The organism is Ruegeria sp. BB9 (assembly GCF_056539345.1).
The window spans coordinates 273,446-293,069 of sequence record NZ_JBQFUU010000004.1 but is presented as its reverse complement, the minus strand read 5'-3'; the positions used below and the strand labels follow the sequence as shown (position 1 = coordinate 293,069).

Annotated in this window: 16 protein-coding genes; 8 read left to right on the top strand and 8 right to left on the bottom strand. The window is 62.5% G+C overall.

The annotated features are described in order from the left end of the window. Positions 1-80: 80 nt before the first annotated feature. The 8 genes from ACR0FC_RS15180 (at position 81) to nadC (ending at position 8,932) form a co-directional block, all read left to right on the top strand. The gene (locus ACR0FC_RS15180) at positions 81-1,388 is read left to right on the top strand and encodes an extracellular solute-binding protein (protein WP_437342520.1); all 1,308 of its coding nucleotides are present in this window, start codon (positions 81-83) and stop codon (positions 1,386-1,388) included. Positions 1,389-1,451: 63 nt separating this feature from the next. Continuing rightward, complete coding sequence (locus tag ACR0FC_RS15175) at positions 1,452-2,333, top strand: ABC transporter permease subunit (RefSeq protein ID WP_093963282.1); 882 nt, start codon at positions 1,452-1,454, stop codon at positions 2,331-2,333. Between the two features lie 36 nt (positions 2,334-2,369). Further along, entirely contained in the window at positions 2,370-3,254 is an 885-nt protein-coding gene (locus ACR0FC_RS15170) for an ABC transporter permease subunit (protein WP_093963283.1), read from the top strand. A 10-nt stretch (positions 3,255-3,264) separates the two neighbouring features. Beyond that, positions 3,265-4,305 (top strand): ABC transporter ATP-binding protein, encoded by a 1,041-nt coding sequence (locus ACR0FC_RS15165; RefSeq protein ID WP_170341612.1) that lies wholly within the window; start codon positions 3,265-3,267, stop codon positions 4,303-4,305. Next, on the top strand, positions 4,305-5,315 hold the full coding sequence (locus ACR0FC_RS15160; protein WP_170341992.1) for an endonuclease/exonuclease/phosphatase family protein: 1,011 nt from the start codon (positions 4,305-4,307) through the stop codon (positions 5,313-5,315). The genes ACR0FC_RS15165 and ACR0FC_RS15160 overlap by 1 nt, the downstream gene beginning before the upstream one ends. 142 nt (positions 5,316-5,457) lie before the next feature. Further along, the gene (gene nadA / locus ACR0FC_RS15155) at positions 5,458-6,510 is read left to right on the top strand and encodes a quinolinate synthase NadA (protein ID WP_170341611.1); all 1,053 of its coding nucleotides are present in this window, start codon (positions 5,458-5,460) and stop codon (positions 6,508-6,510) included. An 8-nt stretch (positions 6,511-6,518) separates the two neighbouring features. Continuing rightward, positions 6,519-8,111, top strand: a complete 1,593-nt coding sequence (locus ACR0FC_RS15150) for an L-aspartate oxidase (RefSeq protein ID WP_170341610.1) — start codon at positions 6,519-6,521, stop codon at positions 8,109-8,111. Then, complete coding sequence (gene nadC, locus ACR0FC_RS15145) at positions 8,084-8,932, top strand: carboxylating nicotinate-nucleotide diphosphorylase (RefSeq protein WP_170341608.1); 849 nt, start codon at positions 8,084-8,086, stop codon at positions 8,930-8,932. The genes ACR0FC_RS15150 and nadC overlap by 28 nt, the downstream gene beginning before the upstream one ends. Positions 8,933-8,939: 7 nt before the next feature. On the opposite strand, the gene ACR0FC_RS15140 is transcribed toward nadC, so the two are convergent. From ACR0FC_RS15140 to ACR0FC_RS15105, 8 genes are all read right to left on the bottom strand, one after another. Further along, positions 8,940-9,758, bottom strand: coding sequence for a M90 family metallopeptidase (locus ACR0FC_RS15140; RefSeq protein ID WP_170341607.1), 819 nt, complete (start codon positions 9,756-9,758; stop codon positions 8,940-8,942). A 41-nt stretch (positions 9,759-9,799) separates the two neighbouring features. After that, positions 9,800-11,644 carry an amidohydrolase gene (locus ACR0FC_RS15135; RefSeq protein ID WP_170341605.1) on the bottom strand — a complete coding sequence of 615 codons (1,845 nt, stop codon included), beginning with the start codon at positions 11,642-11,644 and terminating at the stop codon, positions 9,800-9,802. 98 nt (positions 11,645-11,742) lie between these two features. Further along, entirely contained in the window at positions 11,743-12,474 is a 732-nt protein-coding gene (locus tag ACR0FC_RS15130) for an amino acid ABC transporter ATP-binding protein (RefSeq protein ID WP_170341604.1), read from the bottom strand. Further along, a complete protein-coding gene (locus tag ACR0FC_RS15125; RefSeq protein ID WP_170341603.1) occupies positions 12,474-13,307 on the bottom strand; it encodes an amino acid ABC transporter permease in 834 nt (277 codons plus the stop codon). The genes ACR0FC_RS15130 and ACR0FC_RS15125 overlap by 1 nt, the downstream gene beginning before the upstream one ends. A 1-nt stretch (position 13,308) precedes the next feature. After that, on the bottom strand, positions 13,309-14,124 hold the full coding sequence (locus tag ACR0FC_RS15120) for an ABC transporter substrate-binding protein (RefSeq protein WP_170341601.1): 816 nt from the start codon (positions 14,122-14,124) through the stop codon (positions 13,309-13,311). 105 nt (positions 14,125-14,229) lie between these two features. Then, positions 14,230-15,645, bottom strand: coding sequence for an FAD-binding oxidoreductase (locus ACR0FC_RS15115; RefSeq protein ID WP_170341600.1), 1,416 nt, complete (start codon positions 15,643-15,645; stop codon positions 14,230-14,232). A 105-nt stretch (positions 15,646-15,750) separates the two neighbouring features. Continuing rightward, positions 15,751-16,008, bottom strand: coding sequence for a DUF4242 domain-containing protein (locus ACR0FC_RS15110; protein WP_093963294.1), 258 nt, complete (start codon positions 16,006-16,008; stop codon positions 15,751-15,753). Positions 16,009-16,038: 30 nt separating this feature from the next. After that, positions 16,039-19,599, bottom strand: coding sequence for an AAA family ATPase (locus tag ACR0FC_RS15105; protein ID WP_170341599.1), 3,561 nt, complete (start codon positions 19,597-19,599; stop codon positions 16,039-16,041). Between the last annotated feature and the right edge of the window lie 25 nt (positions 19,600-19,624).

Sequence of the window (19,624 nt, the reverse complement as noted above, 5' to 3'; positions counted from 1 at the left end):
TATGTCATCGGGGAAAATACCCCATAGTTTCCAGGGCTTTGGCCCGCCCGTAGGGGCGCAACATGAATCGGAGGAACTACATGATAAACGTCAAAACATGTGCTGCTGCTGCCGCGTTCGCGATGATGGCGAATACGGTCTCGGCCGAAGTCGAGATTACGTGGTGGCACGCCATGGGAGGAGCCCTGGGTGACACCGTCAACCAGATTGCCGAGGATTTCAACGCGTCCCAGGACGACTACAAGATCACGCCGGTTTTCAAGGGTACGTATGAAGAGACTCTGACTGCCGGCATCGCCGCATTCCGTGCGGGTGAACAGCCCAACGTCCTGCAGGTATTCGACGCCGGCGCCGCCACCGTGATTGGCGCCAAGGGCGCGACTGTTCCGGTTCAGGACCTGCTGGAACAGAACGGCGTTGCGTTCGACATCGAGGACTATATCTCGGGCGTTCGCTACTTCTATGCCGACAGCGACGGCAAGATGATCGGGATGCCGTTCAACTCGTCCTCGCCCATCATGTATTACAACGTCGATGCGCTGGAAAAAGCGGGTGTGACGCCGCCGAAAACCTGGGAAGAGTTCCAGACCGTGACGGCCCCGGCGCTGAAAGAGGCCGGCTATATCGGCCTGTCGCAGTCGCATCTGCCCTGGATCTTCACCGAGAACTTCCATTCGCGCCACGACCTGCCGTTTGCCACCAACGACAACGGCTATGAAGGCGCTGACGGCACCAAGATTCTTGTCAACAACGACGCGATCAAGGCACATTTCAGCGCCGTCAAAGACTGGAAAGACAACGGGTTCTTCGAATGGTACGGCACCGGCTGGAGCGACAACCAGACCCCGTTCGAAGAAGGCAAGGTTGCCATCTGGCTGGGTTCGTCCGGTTCGTTCGGCGGCCTGTCCAAGAAGGACCTGCCGTTTGAGTTTTCGGCCACCTTCCTGCCCTATTGGGAAGCTGTGACCAAAGAACCCAAGCAGACCTTCATCGGTGGCGCGGCCCTGTTCGCGATGGCCGGCAAGAGCGACGAGGAAAACAAAGCGACCGCGGCGTTCTTCGAGTTCCTGACCAAGCCCGAAACCCAGTACATGTGGCACCGCGAGACCGGCTATGTTCCGATCACCACCGCCGCCTATGAAATGGCGAAGGGCGATGGTCACTATGACCGTGCTCCGGCGGCCGAGGTCGGCATCAAGCAGCTGTCGCTGCCTGCGGGTGAGAACACCAAGGGTTATCGCATGGGCTTTTACGTCCAGATCCGCGACGTGATGAACCGCGAATATGGCCGGATCTTGACCGGTGAAACCTCGGTCGAGGACGCCTTCAAGGCAATCGAGGACGAAGCCAACGGTCTGCTCGAACGTTTCGCAAAAACCCAGGGCTGATCCCACTCGCCAAGAAACGGGCGGTCGCAGAAGTGCGACCGTCCTCCCTTTTTCGGAGTTTTCATGAAACGCGCTGGTTTTTCCACTCGCTGGCTGCCGGTTCTACTGCTGTTGCCGCAGCTGTTGATCATCGCGGTCTTTTTCTACTGGCCTGCCGCTCACGCGGTGCAGTCTTCGTTCTTCCTACAGGATCCGTTCGGGTTTGGGTCGACCTTCGTCGGGCTGGACAACTACAGCGACCTTGCCGGGAATTCCGAATACCTCAGCATTGCCTGGTTCACGGTGATCTTCACCGTTCTGGTGACCTTCTTTTCGCTGTCGATTGCGTTGTTGCTGGCGGTGAAGGCCGACAATGTGCTGCGCGGCGCCAAGACCTATCGCACGCTGCTGATGTGGGTCTATGCTGTGGCGCCGCCGGTGGCGGGTTTCATCGGCCTGATCCTGTTCAACCAGAGCTGGGGACCATTGACCGAACTGGCGCGTTCGATCGGGTGGGATTTCAAACTGGGCGTGAATTTCAATGACACCGCCACGGCGATGGTTATCGTTTCGGTCTGGAAACAGGTTCCGGTGAACTTCATCTTCTTTCTGTCTGGCCTGCAATCGATTCCGCGATCGGTGCGTGAGGCGGCTCTGATCGACAACCGCTCATCCACGGGCCGGTTCTGGGACGTGACTTTCCCCCTTTTGGCGCCGACCGGGTTTTTCCTGCTGATCATCAATATCACCTACGCATTGTTTGATACTTTCGGTGTGATCGACACGATGGTGAAGGGTGAGCCGGGCAACAACCCGATGACGCTGGTCTACAAGGTTTACGTGGACGGCTTCCGAGGCAACGATCTGGGTGGCAGCTCGGCGCAGTCGGTTGTTCTGATGGTGCTGGTTCTGGCCCTGACGGTGTTCCAGTTCCGGCTGGTCGAACGCCGCATCCACTACACGTAAGGAGGGCAGACAATGACCGAAGCACATACCCCTGCGATGGCGTCCGCCACTTCACCCACCCAAACGCGAAAGCGCGGCATCCGACTGTCCACGATCCTTGATCACACGATCCTGATCGTCGGCTCGTTGTTCATGATGCTGCCGCTGCTGATGATCTTCCAAATGACGACCGTTCCGGATGTCGAGGTTATCAAGACCGGACCCAGCCTGACGATCGGGGACCAACTTGCCCCCAACTTCCAGAAGGCAATGTTCGAGGCCTCGGGATTTTCCGGCCAGAACACGGGCATGAACATGCTCAAGAACTCGTTCATCCTGGGCATCGGTTTTGCCCTCGGCAAGATCATCATCGGCATGATGGCGGCCTATGCGATCGTGTATTTCCGGCTGCGCTTCGCCACGCTGGCTTTCTGGGTGATCTTCACCACGTTGTTGCTGCCGCTCGAGGTGCGCATTCTGCCTTCGTACGAAGTGGTGCAGAAACTAGGGATGCTGAACACCTATCAGGGCCTCATCATCCCGCTGATCGCCTCGGCCACGGCCACGTTCTTCTTCCGGCAATTCTTCCGCTCGGTCCCCGAAGAACTGGTCGAGGCCGCGCGTATCGATGGCGCCGGCCCGGTGAAATTCTTCATCGACATCCTGGTGCCGCTGTCGCGTACGATGATTGCGGCGATGTTCATCATCATGTTCGTGTTCGGGTGGAACCAGTATCTGTGGCCCACCATGATCACCACCGAAGAGGACATGTTCACCCTGGTGCGCGGGATCAAGCAGATCACGCAGGTGCTGGAGGGCAACCGCATTCCCGAATACGGCCGGGCCAACTTGCTGGCGATCATCGCCATCATCCCCCCGGTCATGGTCGTCATCTTTTTCCAAAGCTGGTTCGTCAAGGGCCTGACGGAATCCGACAAGTAAGGCAGAATCAATGGCTCAGGTATCCCTGAAGAACATCCGAAAAATCTATCCCAACGGCGCCGAGGCGCTGACCCCGTCCAGTTTCGACATCGGTGACGGCGAATTCGTGGTTCTTGTCGGCCCGTCGGGCTGCGGCAAGTCCACACTGCTGCGCATGGTGGCCGGGTTGGAAGAAATCACCGAAGGCGAATTGACGATCAATGGCCGCGTCATGAATGACGTTGACCCGGCCGATCGCGACATCGCCATGGTGTTCCAGAACTATGCGCTGTACCCGCATATGACCGTGCGCAAGAACATCGCCTATGGTCTGAAAAATCGAAAGACGCCCAAGGACGAAATCGACCGCAAGGTGGCCGAAGCCGCTTCGATGCTGAACCTGAACGAGTTTCTGGATCGGAAGCCCTCGCAGCTGTCGGGCGGTCAGCGCCAGCGGGTCGCCATGGGGCGGGCCATCGTGCGCGATCCGGCGCTGTTCCTGTTCGACGAGCCGCTTTCGAACCTCGATGCCAAGCTGCGCAACCAGATGCGCATCGAGATCAAGGCGTTGCAGAGGCGTCTGGGCGTGACCTCGATCTACGTCACCCATGACCAGGTCGAGGCGATGACCATGGCTGACCGCATCATCGTGATGAACGCGGGCCGGATCGAACAGATCGGCACCCCGGCCGAGATCTATCACCGCCCGGCCTCGACCTTCGTGGCCAGCTTCATGGGCGCTCCGCCGATGAACCTGATCGGCGCACGTCTGGAGGGCGGCCGCGTGATGATCAACGGCGATACGGTGCTTGCCACGGCCGAAGGGTCTGGCGCGGTGACTGTAGGTGTGCGGCCCGAAGATGTTCTGATCGGGGCGGAGGGCTCGATCGCCTTTCACGTCGAAATCATCGAAGAGCTTGGCGCGCACCGCCTGCTGCACGGGCGTCTGGCCGATCAGGAGTTCACGATCCACGTGGGCAAGGATGTCGAAGCTGCGCCCGGAGAAACGCGGATCTCACTCAAGCCTGACGCGATAAGCCTGTTCCATCCGGAAACCGGAAAAGCCCTGTGATCACGGAGATCGTGTCGTCTTTGCCGCCGGTCTCGGATGATGTCCGAAACCGCATATTGGCGGCGCCGCGAACGGCAAAGGCGCACCGCGCCCTGATGGCGCAGACACCGGCGATGAACGCGGTGCAACTGGGCGGAAACGCAACCCGGGACGTTTTGGGCGCGCGTTTCTCGGCTGCAGCTTGGAATGTGGAACGCTGCCTGTTCCCCGAAGAAAGTGCAGCCCACTTGGCGGCTGTGACCCCGGACATCGTTCTGCTGTCCGAGGTGGACCATGGTATGTCCCGTACCGGTCAACGTCACACGACGGCAGAAATGGCCGACAAGCTGGGTATGGCCTACGCTTTTGGGGTCGAGTTCCACGAACTGGATCTGGGCGGTCCGACCGAGCGCGCCTTTTGCAAGGATGATTTCAACACCCTCGGGTGGCATGGGAACGCGATTCTGTCCTCGGTTCCGTTCAAACGCGTGGCCATGATCCGTCTTGACGACCATGGCCACTGGTTTGCGGCCGAGTCCGGGGCGTCGGATCCGCAACAACCGCGGCTGGGTGGCCGAATGGCGATTGCAGCAGAAGTCGCGACCGAGAACGGGCCTGTATGCGTGGTCTCCACCCATCTGGAAAGCAACGCCGCGGCCGCGCATCGCCATGCGCAGTTTCAGCTTCTGCTGGATGCGCTCGATGAGTTTGCGCCCGGGGTGCCGGTGCTGATCGGTGGCGATCTGAATACCGGCAACCACCTGCCACCGGATTTCGACTGGCGCCGGGAAACCCTGTTTGCTTTGGCGGAGCAGCGCGGCTTTTCCTGGGAGTTCACGACCGAAGGCCACACCACCCGGCCCAGCCTGATCACGCCGCACCCGGACCGGGTGATGAAGCTGGACTGGTTCGCCGGCAAGGGGCTGATCTGCCGCGACCGGGGTCTGCTTTCGTCGCTGACCGCTGACGCCAAGCCGCTCTCGGATCATGACTGTGTCTGGTGCGCGGTTGAAGTGCCTGACGCCGGGTGACTCCGGCCTGTCCGCGATATTTGGTCACGTGGCCAACGTCCCGATGAATTTCGGGGCGTTTTTTCGCGGTTCGACTGTGGAAAACGGTTTGGAAACCCCATAAGAACGAGGCCACCTATTCAACAGGCGGAAAACCAGTCCAGTGTTTGACCTCCCCGCGCAGCGCGCGCATCTTTCCGAGAAATTCGACCTGACCCCGTCGCCCGAGCTGGCCGCCAGCATGAGCGATATCTACGACCGCATGTCGCGTGTCGTCACGCCAGCGGATTGGGCGATCTACGCGCCCTATGTCAAGGCGATCAACGATCTGAAAGCCGAACGCAACGCGGTGATCCTGGGCCACAACTACATGACGCCCGAGATCTATCACGGCATTTCCGATTTCGTCGGCGACAGCCTGCAGCTGGCCATCAAGGCGACCGAGGTCGAGGCCGAGGTGATCGTGCAATGCGGCGTGCATTTCATGGCCGAGACCTCAAAGATCCTCAGCCCCAAAAAGACGGTTCTGATGCCTGACATGGAGGCTGGCTGTTCGCTGGCCGAGTCGATCACCGCCGAGGGCATCGCCGAGATGCGCCGCCGCTATCCCGGCGCGCCGGTCGTGTCCTATGTGAACACCACGGCCGAGGTGAAGGCGGCATCCGACATCTGCTGCACCTCGTCCAACGCGGCGCAGATCGTGGCGGCGATGGACAGCGACACGGTCATCATGACCCCCGACCAGTACCTGGCGCAGAACGTGGCCCGCGACGTGCCGCAGAAGAACGTGGTCTGGTGGGAAGGCTCGTGCATCGTGCACGAACAATACACGGCGCAGGACCTGCGTGAGTTCCGCGAATGGAACCCGGGCACCCGCCTGATTGCGCATCCCGAATGCCCGCCCGATGTTGTGGCCGAGGCCGATTTCTCGGGTTCGACCAGCGGCATCGTCAAATATGTCACCGACGAACAGCCCGAAAAGGCGATGCTGATCACCGAGTGTTCGATGGCGTCGAACATCGCAGATGCGCTGCCGCAGGTCGATTTCGTCGGCCCCTGCAACATGTGCCCCTACATGAAAAAGATCACGCTGGAAAAGGTGTTGTACGCGCTGGACACCATGACCGGGCAGGTCGAGGTTGACCCCGACGTGGCGGAAAAAGCGCGCCTTTCCGTGCAGCGGATGATCGACCTGTCGCGCAAGAAGGGAATTTGATCGGGGCGATGCAGACGGTCTCGACCCCTCGGGTGGTCATCATCGGCGGTGGGCTGGCGGCGGTCTATACCGCGCTCAAGCTCGACCCGCACCCGATGGTGATGATCTCGCCCGAGCCGCTGGGCTCGGGTGCCAGTTCGGCCTGGGCGCAGGGAGGGGTGGCGGCGGCGATGGACCCGTCCGACAGCCCCGAAGCCCATGCCCGCGACACGATGCGCGCCGGTGCAGGGTCCGTCCTGCAGGAGGTGGCCGAGTTCGTCACCCGCGCGGCGCGGGATCACATTCTGGACCTGTCTGATCTGGGCACCGGGTTCGACCGGGACGCCGATGGCGGGTTCATCCAATCGCAGGAAGCGGCCCATTCGGTGGCCCGTGTGGTGCGCGTCAAGGGCGACCAAGCCGGTGCCGAGATCATGCGCGCCCTGATAGCCGAGCTAAGGCGGCGTGCTTCGGTCCAGGTGATCGAAGGGGCGCTGGCGGTGGGGCTGGAAAGCGACGGGGCCAAGGTCTCGGGCGTGTACCTGGCGCCGACCGATGCGCCAGGGGCCGAACCGGTGCTACTGCGTGGGGCGGCGCATGTACTGGCCACGGGCGGGTCGGCAGGGCTCTATGCTCGCACCACCAACCCGGCACGGATCCGCGGGCAGGGGATCGGCATGGCCGCACGGGCTGGGGCCCGGATCGCCGATGCCGAGTTCATCCAGTTTCACCCCACCGCGATCGACGTGGGCGAGGACCCGATGCCTCTGGCTACCGAGGCTTTGCGTGGCGAGGGCGCAATACTGATCAACCGCCATGGCGAACGGTTCATGCAAGGCATCCACCCCGATGCCGAGCTGGCCCCGCGCGATGTCGTGGCGCGCGCCGTCTATCTGGAAACCAAGGCCGGCAACCGGCCCGCGCTGGATACCCGCGCGGCGATCGGCGCGGCGATCCGCAGTCAGTTTCCGGCGGTGACCGAGGCCTGCCTGCGCAACGGTGTCGACCCCGTGACCCAACCGATCCCGGTGACCGCGGCGGCGCATTACCACATGGGCGGCGTGGCCACCGACCTGAACGGCCGCAGCTCTCTGACCGAGCTCTGGGCCTGTGGCGAGGCGGCCTCGACCGGGTTGCACGGGGCGAACCGGCTGGCCTCGAACGGTCTGCTCGAGGCGCTGGTCTTTGCCCGCGCCTGCGCCCGTGACATTGCCGGTACTCTGACGGTGGTCGACGCGCCCGAGGTGCGGCTGGGCCTGCCATCGGGCGGCACCGAGCCCGACCCCCTAGCCGTGGCCGAACTGCGTCAGGTCATGACCGATGGTGTGGGCGTGGTGCGCGACGCGGACGGGCTGCGCCGCGCCTTGGGTCGGATTGCCGTGTTGGAGTCGCTGCACGGCCAGTCGCACCTATTCCGTAACATGACCGCAACCGCCACGCTGATCGCGGCGGCTGCGCTGATGCGCACCGAAAGCCGCGGTGCGCACTACCGATCCGATTGTCCTGATACGGCCACGGGGCCGGGGCGGCGGTCTGATCTGACACTGGACGAGGCCGTGGCGCTGCGGTCGAAAATCTTAAAGGAAACGGCAACATGCATCATGCCACTGTCCCCGACCTGATCCTCGAGCCGATGGTCCGCGCCGCGCTGACCGAGGATCTGGGCACCTGCGGCGACATCACCACCCGCACCGTAATCCCGGCGGGCGTGACCTATGCCGCGCGGCTGAACGCGCGTGAGGATGCGGTGGTGTCGGGCATGCAGGTGGCGGCCTTGGCGTTCCGGCTGGTGGACCCGACGTTGAAGATCAAGCCGCTTGTGGCCGACGGGGACCGTTGCACCAAGGGCCAGACCCTGATGGAGATCACCGGCAGCGCGGCTTCGATCCTGTCGGGGGAACGCGTGGCGCTTAACTTTGCCGGTCGTCTGACCGGGGTGGCGACCCTGACCGCCAAACTGGTGGCGCAGACCGCCGGGACCACGGCGCGCATCACCTGCACCCGCAAGACCACCCCGGGCCTGCGCATCGTCGAGAAACTGGCCGTACTGCATGGCGGCGGGTTCAATCACCGCCATTCGCTGTCGGATGCGATCCTGATCAAGGACAACCACATCGCCGCCGCCGGCGGAGTGCGCGCGGCGCTGAGGGCGGTCAAGGCGCGTGCGTCGCACATGACCAAGGTTGAGATCGAAGTGGACCGGCTGGACCAGCTGGCCGAGGTTCTGGAAACCGGCGGCGCCGATGTCGTGTTGCTGGACAACATGACGCCCGACATGCTGGCCGAGGCCGTGGCGATGGTGGACGGACGTCTTGTGACCGAGGCGTCAGGCAATGTCACCGTGGGGACGGTCGCAGCGATCGCGGCCACCGGGGTCGATTATATCTCGTCCGGGGCTCTGACCCATTCCTATCGCACAGTCGATCTGGGTCTGGATTTCTGATCACGGATCACGATGGTTTCGGCCATTTGATTGGATCCAGCCGGAAGTATTTGGACAGCTGCCCGTAGAATTCGGGCGCGGTATCCCTGAGGGCCTCGGGGCGTTCGAAGAACAGCTCGACCGTGACGGCAAAGAACTCTTCGTGTCCGGTGGCGCCATAGGGGTCGATCACCGTGCGCCGGCCTGTCTCGACCGCGTGCAGATGCGCGTCATACGCGGCCAGAAAAACACGTTCCCACTCGGCATAGCTTTGATCTCTGGCCAGAACTGGCACGCCGTTGGTGCCGCCGGACAGATCATCCAGCTGATGCGCGAATTCATGAAACACGACGTTGTGCCCGTCATGATCGTTTGCCGCGCCCTGTTGGCTGTGCGCCCAAGACAGGATCACCGGCCCCCGATCCCAGCTTTCGCCGGTACGGATGATCTCCTGTTCGGTCACGACATAGCCGCTGTGCCGCTGTTGGCGGGACTTGAAGGCATTGGGATAGATCAGTACCGTCGTCAGATTGTCGTACCATTGGTCCGAGTTGACGACCAAAAGGCAAGCTTGTGCGGCGATCGACAGACGCATCTCGTCCGTGACCTCCAGCCCGTCGCAGCCGATGAAACCGACCTGATTCAGGAACAGGTTGATCTTGCCTTCCAAAGTGGCGCGCAACTTGGCAGGCAACCGCTCGAGGATCGGCACCATCGCATGGATGGTTCGCCGCTCCTCATCGCTCAGCGGTGTTAGCAGCAGCGCGGCCTTGGCCCTGGACTTCGACCAGAAATACCAGACCACCAGACCGGCGATTGCCGCAAAAAGGCTCAGAAACAGCACCATGTGGCGACGGTATCTCTATTGCCCCACCTCGGAAAGTCGATTCATTCGGTCGAGGGTCGCGTGAAGTTCGCCAGCCAAGGCCGTTCGACATCCATGCCCTGATACAGCGCATGCAGCAGCAGATGTGCCGTCACCGGGTCCGGAGCAAGGGGGCGTCGGTCTAGTCGCCCCTCCTTGACCGCCGTATCGGCGTCGAAGATCACCGCATCCTCTTTGATGGTGGTCAGCACCCGCAGCTGGGCCAGCGTTTCGGGGTCGACCGCGGTCGGGTCATCCGAGAGGATCACGAAATCGGCCAGCTTGCCCACCTCGATCGAGCCCTTCTGATCTTCCTCGAAATGCTGCCATGCCGGCCAGATCGTCATGGCCTTGAGCGCCGTCATCACGTCGACCCGCTGGTGCGGGCCAAGGATGTCGCCCGACCGGGTGCGCCGGGTGACCGTTGCGGCCAGAACCCGCATGCTGTCGGGAAACGCCACGGGCGCGTCGTGGTGGGTGCCGAACATCATGCCGCGTTCGGTCACCCAGCCGGTTGGCGAGATGTTGTCGGCATTGACCGGCCCGACCGTGTGGTCGCGGTGCCAATCGCCCCAGTAGAAGGTGTGCATCGGAAACAGCGACGGGAACACGCCCAATCGTTTGAGGCTGGCCACCTGATCCTCGCGCAGGAACTGACCGTGCACCAGAACCGGCCGGTTGCCCGGATCGCCATAGGTCAAACGCGCCTCGTCGATGGCGGCGATCAACATATCCGTGGCCCCCTCGCCATTGGAATGGGTCAGGATCTGGAGATCGTTCTCGAAACACCAGTTCACCGCATCCTGCAACTGTTCGCGCGTGATGGCGGCGTATCCGGCATAGCCGGGCGGGTAATCCCCGACCGGATCGTAGTAGGGCCGATCCCGCAGCGCAGTAAATCCTTGCGGCGAACCGTCGATTGTCAGCTTGCACCCGCCGACTCGCACCCGGTCGGCATAGGTGCGCGAGGCGTCCGACGCGATGAAATCGCGCGATTCCAGAACGTCGGGAAAGGCCACGACGTCGATCGGAAGGTCGCCGTCTGCGGCCACCCGGCGCAGGGCCTGAACCACCGCGCCCGAGGAGCGCCCCTCTTGCGCGGTGGTGTAGCCAAAGCGCGCCCACATCCGGCTGCCGGCGCGCGCGAAAGTCTGCAGCCCGTCTTCGCCGACATTGCCAAGCAGAGGCACCAAGGCGCCGAAGAATGCGTATTCCTCCAGCACGCCGTTCGGCTCGCCAGCTTCGTCTCTTCGGATCACGCCTCCGGGCGGGTTCTCGGTTTCTGCGGTGATCCCGGCCAGTTCAAGCGCCTTGGAATTGCCCACCCCCAGATGGCCCGATTGGTGGATGATCATGATCGGAACGTCGCGCGATACCGCGTCCAGTTCGGAACGGGTGGGGTGGCGCAGCTCGGCCAGTTGCGCGTTGTCATAGCCAAAGCCGATCATCATCCCCATCGTTTCGACCGTGTCGCTATTGGCCTCGGCCCACGCGGACAACGCCGCCTGCAGGCTGGCAATGTCGGTGACCTTGCCATCCGGTGGGGCCAGCAGGTTCGCCGACAGGGCTTGCAAACCGCCCATGACCACGTGGCCGTGGCTGTCGACAAAGCCGGGCAGCATTGCGCGCCCGTCCAGGTCAAAGATCGTCGTATCGTCGCCCTGATGACTGCGCATCTCGGCCAGTTCACCTATTGCGATGATCCGCCCATCCCTGACCGCGACCGCCTGTACCGTGGGCCGGGCGTCATCGATCGTCAGAATCGGACCACCGGTATAGATCGTGTCCGCGACCTGTTGGGCAAAAGCCATGTTGCCGAAGGTCAGACCGGCAGCAACGCTCACGGCAGACAGGGATGAAAGACGCATTCCGAACCTCCAGCAGCATATGGCAATGCGATGGAGTCTAGCACGAAGTCCGCGTCTGGCCCGTGCAATATTCAGTTGTCGAACCGGCGCGCCGGCGTTTACTTGAGCGCGCGCGCGAGGAATTGCCGTGTGGCGTCCTGCTGCGGGTGGTCGAACAGCTGCTCGGGCGGGCCTTCCTCGACGATGCGGCCGTTCTGCAGGAAACACACCTTGTCTGCGGCCTGCCGGGCAAAGCCCATTTCGTGCGTGGCCATCACCATCGTCATGCCCTGCTGCTTGAGCATCAGCAGAACGTCCAGAACCTCGCCCACCAGTTGCGGGTCCAGGGCCGAGGTGATCTCGTCGAACAGCATCACCTCGGGCTGCATGGCCAATGCCCGCGCGATGGCGACGCGCTGCTGCTGTCCGCCTGACAGCTGGTCGGGATAGTTGTGCATCCGGTCGGCCAGCCCGAAGCGTTCGAACATCTCTTCGATCTGGGGCAGCAGTTCAGCGCGCGTGCGGCCGCGCACGCGGCGCGGCGCCAGCATCACGTTGTCCAGCGCGGTCATGTGCGGGAACAGGTTGAAGCTCTGGAACACGATGCCGATGCGCGCGCGCACCGATTGCGGATCCAGACCCGGCACCGAGATGTCGACCCCGTCCAGCAGGATCTCACCATCCTCGATCGGCTCGAGCAGGTTGATGCAGCGCAGAACGGTGGATTTTCCCGCCCCCGAAGCGCCGATCAGGCAGACCATCTGCCCCTCGTCCACGGTCAGGTCGATGCCGTCGCAGACGGTGCGGTCGCCAAAGCGTTTGATGACGTTGCGCAGGTTCAGTTTCGCCATCAGCGCCGCTCTCGCATTTGTCGGGCCATCAGGTGGTCGGCATAGCGCGTCGCCGGGATGGTCACGATCAGGAAGATGATCGCCGCGCCCACATAGGGCGTGAAATTGGCCAGCAGCGATTTGAACACGCCGGCCTGGCGGAAGATCTCGACCGGGCCGATGAAACTGAGAAGCGACACGTCCTTTTGCAGCGCGATCAGCATGTTCATCTGCGAGGGCACGACGTTGCGGACGGCCTGCGGCAGCACCACGTCGCGCATCACCTGGCCTTCGGTCAGGCCCAGCGACAGGGCGGCGGCGCGCTGGCTGTGATGGACGCTGTCGATGCCCGAGCGGAAAATCTCGGCCACATAGGCCGAATAGGTCAGGATCAGCGCCAGCGATCCCCAGATATAGGGCGAGTTCCATGGCCGGGTCAGGCCCAGCCCGGGAATGCCGAAACCGATCAGATAGACGGTCAGGATCACAGGCACGCCACGGAAGATGTCGGTGAAGGCCGCGCCGAAGATGCGCAACGGGAACAGCGCGGGTGATTTTGTGTCGCGGGCCAGCGCGATCAGCAGCCCCAGCACCGCGATCGCGGGCGCCGACCAGGCAAAGATCATCACGTTGATCTTGAAGGCTTCAAGCAGCTTCGGGAAGGTCTTGACCAGAACCTCGCCGTTGAAAAAGCTCTGCTGGACCTTGGCCCAGCCCGGCGCCAGCGGCACCAGCACGATCAGCGCCACGACGACCAGAACGGTGCTGGTCGCGGCGATCCGGATCGACCGCCACCGCTGCTGCGCCTCAAAAAGTTCGCGGCGGGTCGGGCCCGCCGTTCTGTTCTGTGTCATGTCACTTGATCAGCGGAACGCCCGTCGTGTCCTGCAGCCATTTAGCTTCGATCTCGGCCAGCTTGCCGCTTTCGGTCAGCGCGGCGATGGCGGCATCCACGCAGGATTTCAGCGGGTTGCCTTCCTCCATCAGCATGCCGAACTGATCGGGGTTGTCGCCTTGATCGGCAGGGAACTGGCCGATCACCTTGGACCCTTCGATCATCACCGCGCTCAGGAACAGGGCGGTGGGCAGGTCGAACAGCGCGGCGTCGATCTGGTTGGCGGTCATTGCGGCATTTACGTCGGCATTGTCGCCATAGAGCAGCGGATCGGCATCCGGCTGGATCACGCTGGCCAGTTTCGGCACGGCGGTGGTCGACCCGACCGCGCCCCATTGCAGGCCCTTCAGCGCCTCGAGCGTGGGCGGGGTGTCAACGGCGTTTGCGCTGACCAGAACGGCCATCGGCGCGGTGTAGTAGGGGGCCGAAAAATCGACGACCTGATCGCGCTCGGGCGTGATCGAGTATTGCTGGATGTTCACGTCGAAATTCTTGGCGCCGGGCTGGATCGCCTCGTCAAAGGATGATCGGGCCCAGACCACGTCATCCGCGGCAAAGCCCATCTCTTCGGCCACGGCATAGGCGACGGCGGCTTCGAAGCCCTGGCCGGATTCGGGCGCGTCGTCCATCACCCACGGGTAATAGGCCGGGTTTCCGGTGGCCACGGTGAACTTGCCCTCTGTCAGGGTCTTGCCCGCGGCGCAATGCCCGTCCGCAAGGGCCGAAGTTGCGGTGAACGCAAGGGTTGCGGCCGCGATCGAAAGCATCTTGGACATGAGTCTGGGTCTCCTGTTGGGAATGTCGGGCCCACGGTAGTGTTGCCCGCCGACCCTGTCCAGTTGGTCGCGGTCTATGCCAGACACCGCAAGAAGTTCAAGTCGTCACGCGGGTGGAATGTTGTGGTTCACTCGGAACAGGTTGCCGGGATCGTACCGGCCTTTGATCCGGGACAATTGGGCCGCGTTCGCACCATAGGCCGATGACAGGGCGGTGGCCTCGTCCGCTGGCATGAAATTGACATAAGCGCTGCCGGTTGCATGCGGCGACATGCGGTCATAGAGCGCACGCGCCCAGGCGATGCAGGTGTCATCCTTGGCCGGATCTTCCCAACGGGTGTGCACGTTCATGATGAAATGGGCCGAGCGTTGGGGATAGGCCGTAGCCGCAGCCTCGACCCGGGCCATCGCACCGCCGACATGGGCAATGAACACTTCGCAGGACGGGTCCGGAAGGGTCGAGATACTGTCCAGAAGCCCTGCGATTGCATCCGTGGGCAGGGCATCAAAATCGTGACTTTTCCAATAGTTCCGCGCGCCGGGGGTCAGCAGCGGGTCAAAAGCGGCCTGCCAGTCGACGAACGCGTGCGGCGAGATCACGTCCACGATCGGGTCTCCGAGGGCGCGCAGCGGCTCCATCGCGGCTTCGCCGTTTTCGATGGGACCTGCATAGCAGGCGGCAAAGATCAGCACCTCGCGCCCGTGCCATTTCTCGGGAAGGAAGGGCAGGGGAGGGGCCTTGCGCATCACCGTCCAGACCGTCAGCTCGTCAGGCGCAGTGTCAGCGATCCGTGCGTATTCGGGCAGCAGGGCGGGGCCCTGCTCGATCGGATGCACCACAAGGCCGGACAGCACCTGCGGCCCCAGCGGATGCAGGCGGAACTCGAACGAGGTAACCACGCCGAAATTGCCGCCACCGCCGCGAATGGCCCAGAACAGGTCCGGGTGGCTGTTTTCCGATGCGGTCACGATTGAACCATCGGCCAGCACCACCTCGGCCGAGATCAGGTTGTCGATGGTCATACCGAACTTGCGCGTCGTCCAGCCAAAGCCGCCACCCAGTGTCAGCCCGGCGATCCCGGTGGTCGAGTTGATGCCCGTCGGAACCACCAACCCGTGCGCCTGCGTTTCGCGGTCCACGTCACCCAGTACCGCGCCCGGCGCGACACGCGCGGTGCGGGCCTTCGGGTCGACATGCACCGATTTCATCTGCGACAGGTCCAGCATCACCGCATCATCGGCCACCGCATGCCCTGCAATCTGGTGCCCGCCTGAGCGGACGGACATGATCAGCCCCGCCTCGCGCACGAAATTGACGGCCTTCTGCACATCGCTGGCCCCTAACGCCCGTATCACAAAGCCGGGTTTGCGGTCGACGATGCTGTTCCAGGTCGTCCGGGCTTCATCGTATTCCGGGCTGCCGGGAAGAAAGACGGATCCACGCAGCGACGCGTCCAAAGCGTCCAGCCCGTCTTGGTCCACGGTTTTGGTGCTGCCGTTCAGTGTTATCAGGTCAAACATGATCAGTCCTCCAGATCAGGTGGACAGGTTTCCTGCGGTGCTGCCTCGGGCAATGGGTCGCGCGCCCCATTCGAGCGAAGGGCGCTCAATGCAAATTGGGTCGTTTCAGGCGAAGATGCCGGGATCGATCCGATCAACTGGTGTGATGACGTCAGCCGGAATGTTCAGACGCTTGGCCGCCTTGCGCAGGCTTTCCGCGTCCGGCGCCTCGTACAGGCAATAGGTTTTTCGCTTGTCCGCGCTCAGGAACGAGAAAATCCACTCGATCCCTTCTTCGTCGTTGATTTCCTTGATCTTTACCTTGTCATCGTCGCCAAGCTCAAGCTGTTCGGCGAAGTTCCGTTCGATGATGTACCTTGGCATTATGCACCCCCCTGCGCATGTGCTCGGAGTCTAAGACGCGGATCCTTCAAGTTTTGACCTAAGGGAAACCATACCCAATTCCCGGGCAGTTGCCAACGCTTCGGCCTCAAGCGACAGGGCCGAGCGCAGATCCTGAGCGCGACCGCGACGGCGAAGAGCCCAGGCGCGCGCGGCTTGGCTGTGGGCGATCCACGGCGGAGCGGCCATCGCTGTGTCCACTTGGATCGCGGTTTCGAACAGCTCGTCGGCGGTGTCCCAATCACCCAACACGGCGGACAGAGCTCCCAGCCGCCGGGCCGCGGATCCGGTGCAGACGGTTGTCGCGCCGGCCGTGATCGTCAGGTCCCTATAGGGCAGCAGCTTGTCGATCAGCGTTTGGGCATGGTGCGTGTTCTCGACTGCCACGCAGATATCCGCCAGATAGGACAGGGTGGTCGAGTACATCGCGTCCTGAGGCAGGTCAAAACCGGTGTCCGCGATCTCATTGAGAATTCGCTCGGCGGGCTCGCGAAACCCCAGTTCGGCGGCTATCAGGCCGAATCCGGGTTTCCAGCTGGTTTCGCCGGGGCTGTCGGACATGAGCCGTTTGATCACAGGGGCCACCTCATGCAGCCGGGCCTGCTCGCGCCGGATGGTGAACATCTGAACGCCGTAGACACCCTCGACATGGGCGCCGTGTGTCTGACGCCCAATTTTGACCGCTTCGTCTGCATAGGTCTCGGCGCGTTCGAAATCACCATTCAGGATGGCCACCATTGCACGGGCGTGGATCTGGACCCAATACAGCTGTCGGTGGTTGTCCTTGTCCGAAATCTCGGTCAGCAGTTTCAACGAGGTGTCGACCAACTGGCGGTCCGCCATTTCGGCACCGACAAACAGGCTCAGGGTACGGTCGCGACCCTGATCGATGTTTCCAAGCTTTTCCGCAACTTCGTGCATGGATTCGAGGTTCTTGCGCCAGTTCCGCCGATCTTCGCCCTGTCGCGCCACGAAGGGAGCGCCGAAGCGGGTCATCATGACGGCGAACTGGGATTTGTGATCCCCCAGCCGGGCGGCCAGTTCCATGCATAGCTGGCCATATTTGGCGCCCTCGGAAAAGTCGCCGATGAACATGTAGGCGCGGGCGATCTGGGCCATCAGACGACACCGCCGAACTTCATCTGTTGGCGGCAGGTTGTCTAATGCCTCAAGGCAAAGGCTGATCGCCTGGCCGTGCCGTTGACCGGCCATCATGCATGAATCGGCGAAGTGATGTGCCGCGTCGGCAGCAAGGTCCGTCCGGCCTGAGTGCCGGGCCGCGTCCGAAGCTTCCTTCAGTTTGGCGATTCCTTCCGGCAACCTGCCTGCGCTGTCATAGCTGCGCCCAAGCAGCAGGTTTCCAACGATCGTCTGAGGGCTTTTTTCGTCGCCGAGTTTTTGCGCGGCTTTCAGGGTTTCCGTCGCATTGGCCAGGGCCTCCTGGCTGGCCGACCGTGACAGGGCCATTTCCGTCGCAGCGCGCCATCGGTCATAGGCGGCAGCCCAGTCTTCGGCCTCGGTCAGGTGCCGGGCGGCCAACTCGGGGCGCCGTTCAATCTCGGCCGACCGCAACTGCATCAGCGCGCGGGCGACATTGGCGTGTTGGGCCTTGCGCGTGCTACTGAGCATGGACTGATAGGCGGTGTCCCTTATCAACGCATGGCGGAATACATAGTGCCCTTTGTGGTGTCCGCTTTCAAAGACCAGACCAGCACGACATAGCTCAGCCAGACAAGTGTCGAGCTCTGCCGGGGCTTCCGGCATCGACGCGGCAAGCAGAGCCGGTTCGAACTCGCGACCGATAACGGACGCGGCAAGAGCCGTTTGCTTGGCGTCGGGCGATACGGCGTCCAACCGGGCCATCAATGCTCCGCTGAGGGACGAGGGCACGTTCACACCTACCCCGCCGGTTTCGTGTATCGCGCGGGTCAGTTCCTCGACAAAAAGGGGCACGCCGTCGGTTTTGTCGACAATCAGGTCGACCAATTCCGGATCCGGATCGCGGCCCGAGACACGTTGCACCAGATGGGCGACCTGCTCGGCATCAAGCCGCCCCAGATGCAGGGTTTGGACATGGCTGTCCCCTTCGGTCTTCTGCATTTCCCAGCCGGGGCGATGCGTGATCACGATCAGAAGGGGAAGGTCGACGCACAACGCTTTGAAACGGTCCAGCAGCGCGTGGGTCGAGGCGTCGATCCAATGGGCGTCCTCGACAAACAGGATGACCGGACGTTGGACGGCCCGGGCCTTTACCGTGGTGATCAGCGCTTGGATCGTCAGGTCTCGCTGTTCCTGGGGCGACAGTTGCAGGACCTGCTGGGCCAAGGTGCTTCGCGGGGCGACCAAGGCGGCGAAGGCAGGAAGAACTAGGTCCAGATCCAGTCCCTGCCGTTGGGCCAGCATGTCGTGAACACTCTCCTGCACCCTGTCGTCGTCAAAATCCGGGTCGACGCCCGCATCCTGCGAGATCCGTTCGGCAACCGGGTGAAACGGACTGCTGGTCAGGTAGGGTGAGCAGTTCAGTCTGATGATGTCGGCCTGATGGACCACGCTTTCGTCCTGCAGAAACTCCTCGATCAGGCGCGACTTGCCGATTCCCGCTTCACCTGACAGCAGGACCACCTCGCCTTTGCCGTCCTGCGCGTGTTTCCAGGATTGCAGAAGGATGCCCTTTTCAAAACTACGGCCGATCAGGAATCCGTGGGCACCATCCCCGCGAACCGCGTGGAACCGGCTTTCGGCGTTGCGTTCAGCCATGACCTGAACCAGGTCGTGCGCGGCATCGAAGCCTTTCAGAGGCACGCGGCCCAAGGATGAAACCTCGAACACGCCATCCAACGACCCTGTCAGGTCTGCATGGGGCATGACGACGGCGTTTGCCGGGGCTTTTTCCTGCAACCTGGCGGCCAAGTTCAACACCGGCCCGGTCATGGCGCCTTCTTCGAACGAGTTTTCACCGATCGCGTCACCGACAACCACGTCACCGCTGGCGATGCCGATGCGGACGGCGAGCGGGGTTCCGTCGGGCGTCGTCATCTGCCGGACCCTTCGCACGGCTTCGAGACCGGCTTTGACGGCCCGAATGGCGTGATCCTCATAGGCGCGGGGCCACCCGAAAAAGACCAGCAGCCCGTCGCCAAGGTATTTTGCGACATATCCTCCATACCGGCTGACAGCACCTGCGACGGAATCCTGGTATCTCTGCAACAGGATCCGCATGTCTTCGGGGTCGATCCGGTTGGTCAATTCGGTCGAGCCGACGAGGTCGGCAAAAAAGACCGTCAGATGGCGCCGCTCGGCCGGAGCGCGCGACGGTTGCCCATCCGTGTCGGGCCGTATTTCGGCTGCGGCCGCTGCGATGTCAGATGTGGGTTGCTCGGGCGCGTGTTCATCAGACAGGACGCGGGCGGCAGCCAGAATGACCTTGCGATGCCCGAGGCTGACTCCAAGCTCTCGGAGATCGTCATTGGTCAGCAGAGGCAATACGCGTGCATCAACGTCATTCTCCGCAAAGGTCTCTGCGTATTGGCCCAGACCAAGATCGTTCAGCCATGTTTTGACCGTGAACCCCATTGACGGATCATGCGTGGTTGCAATT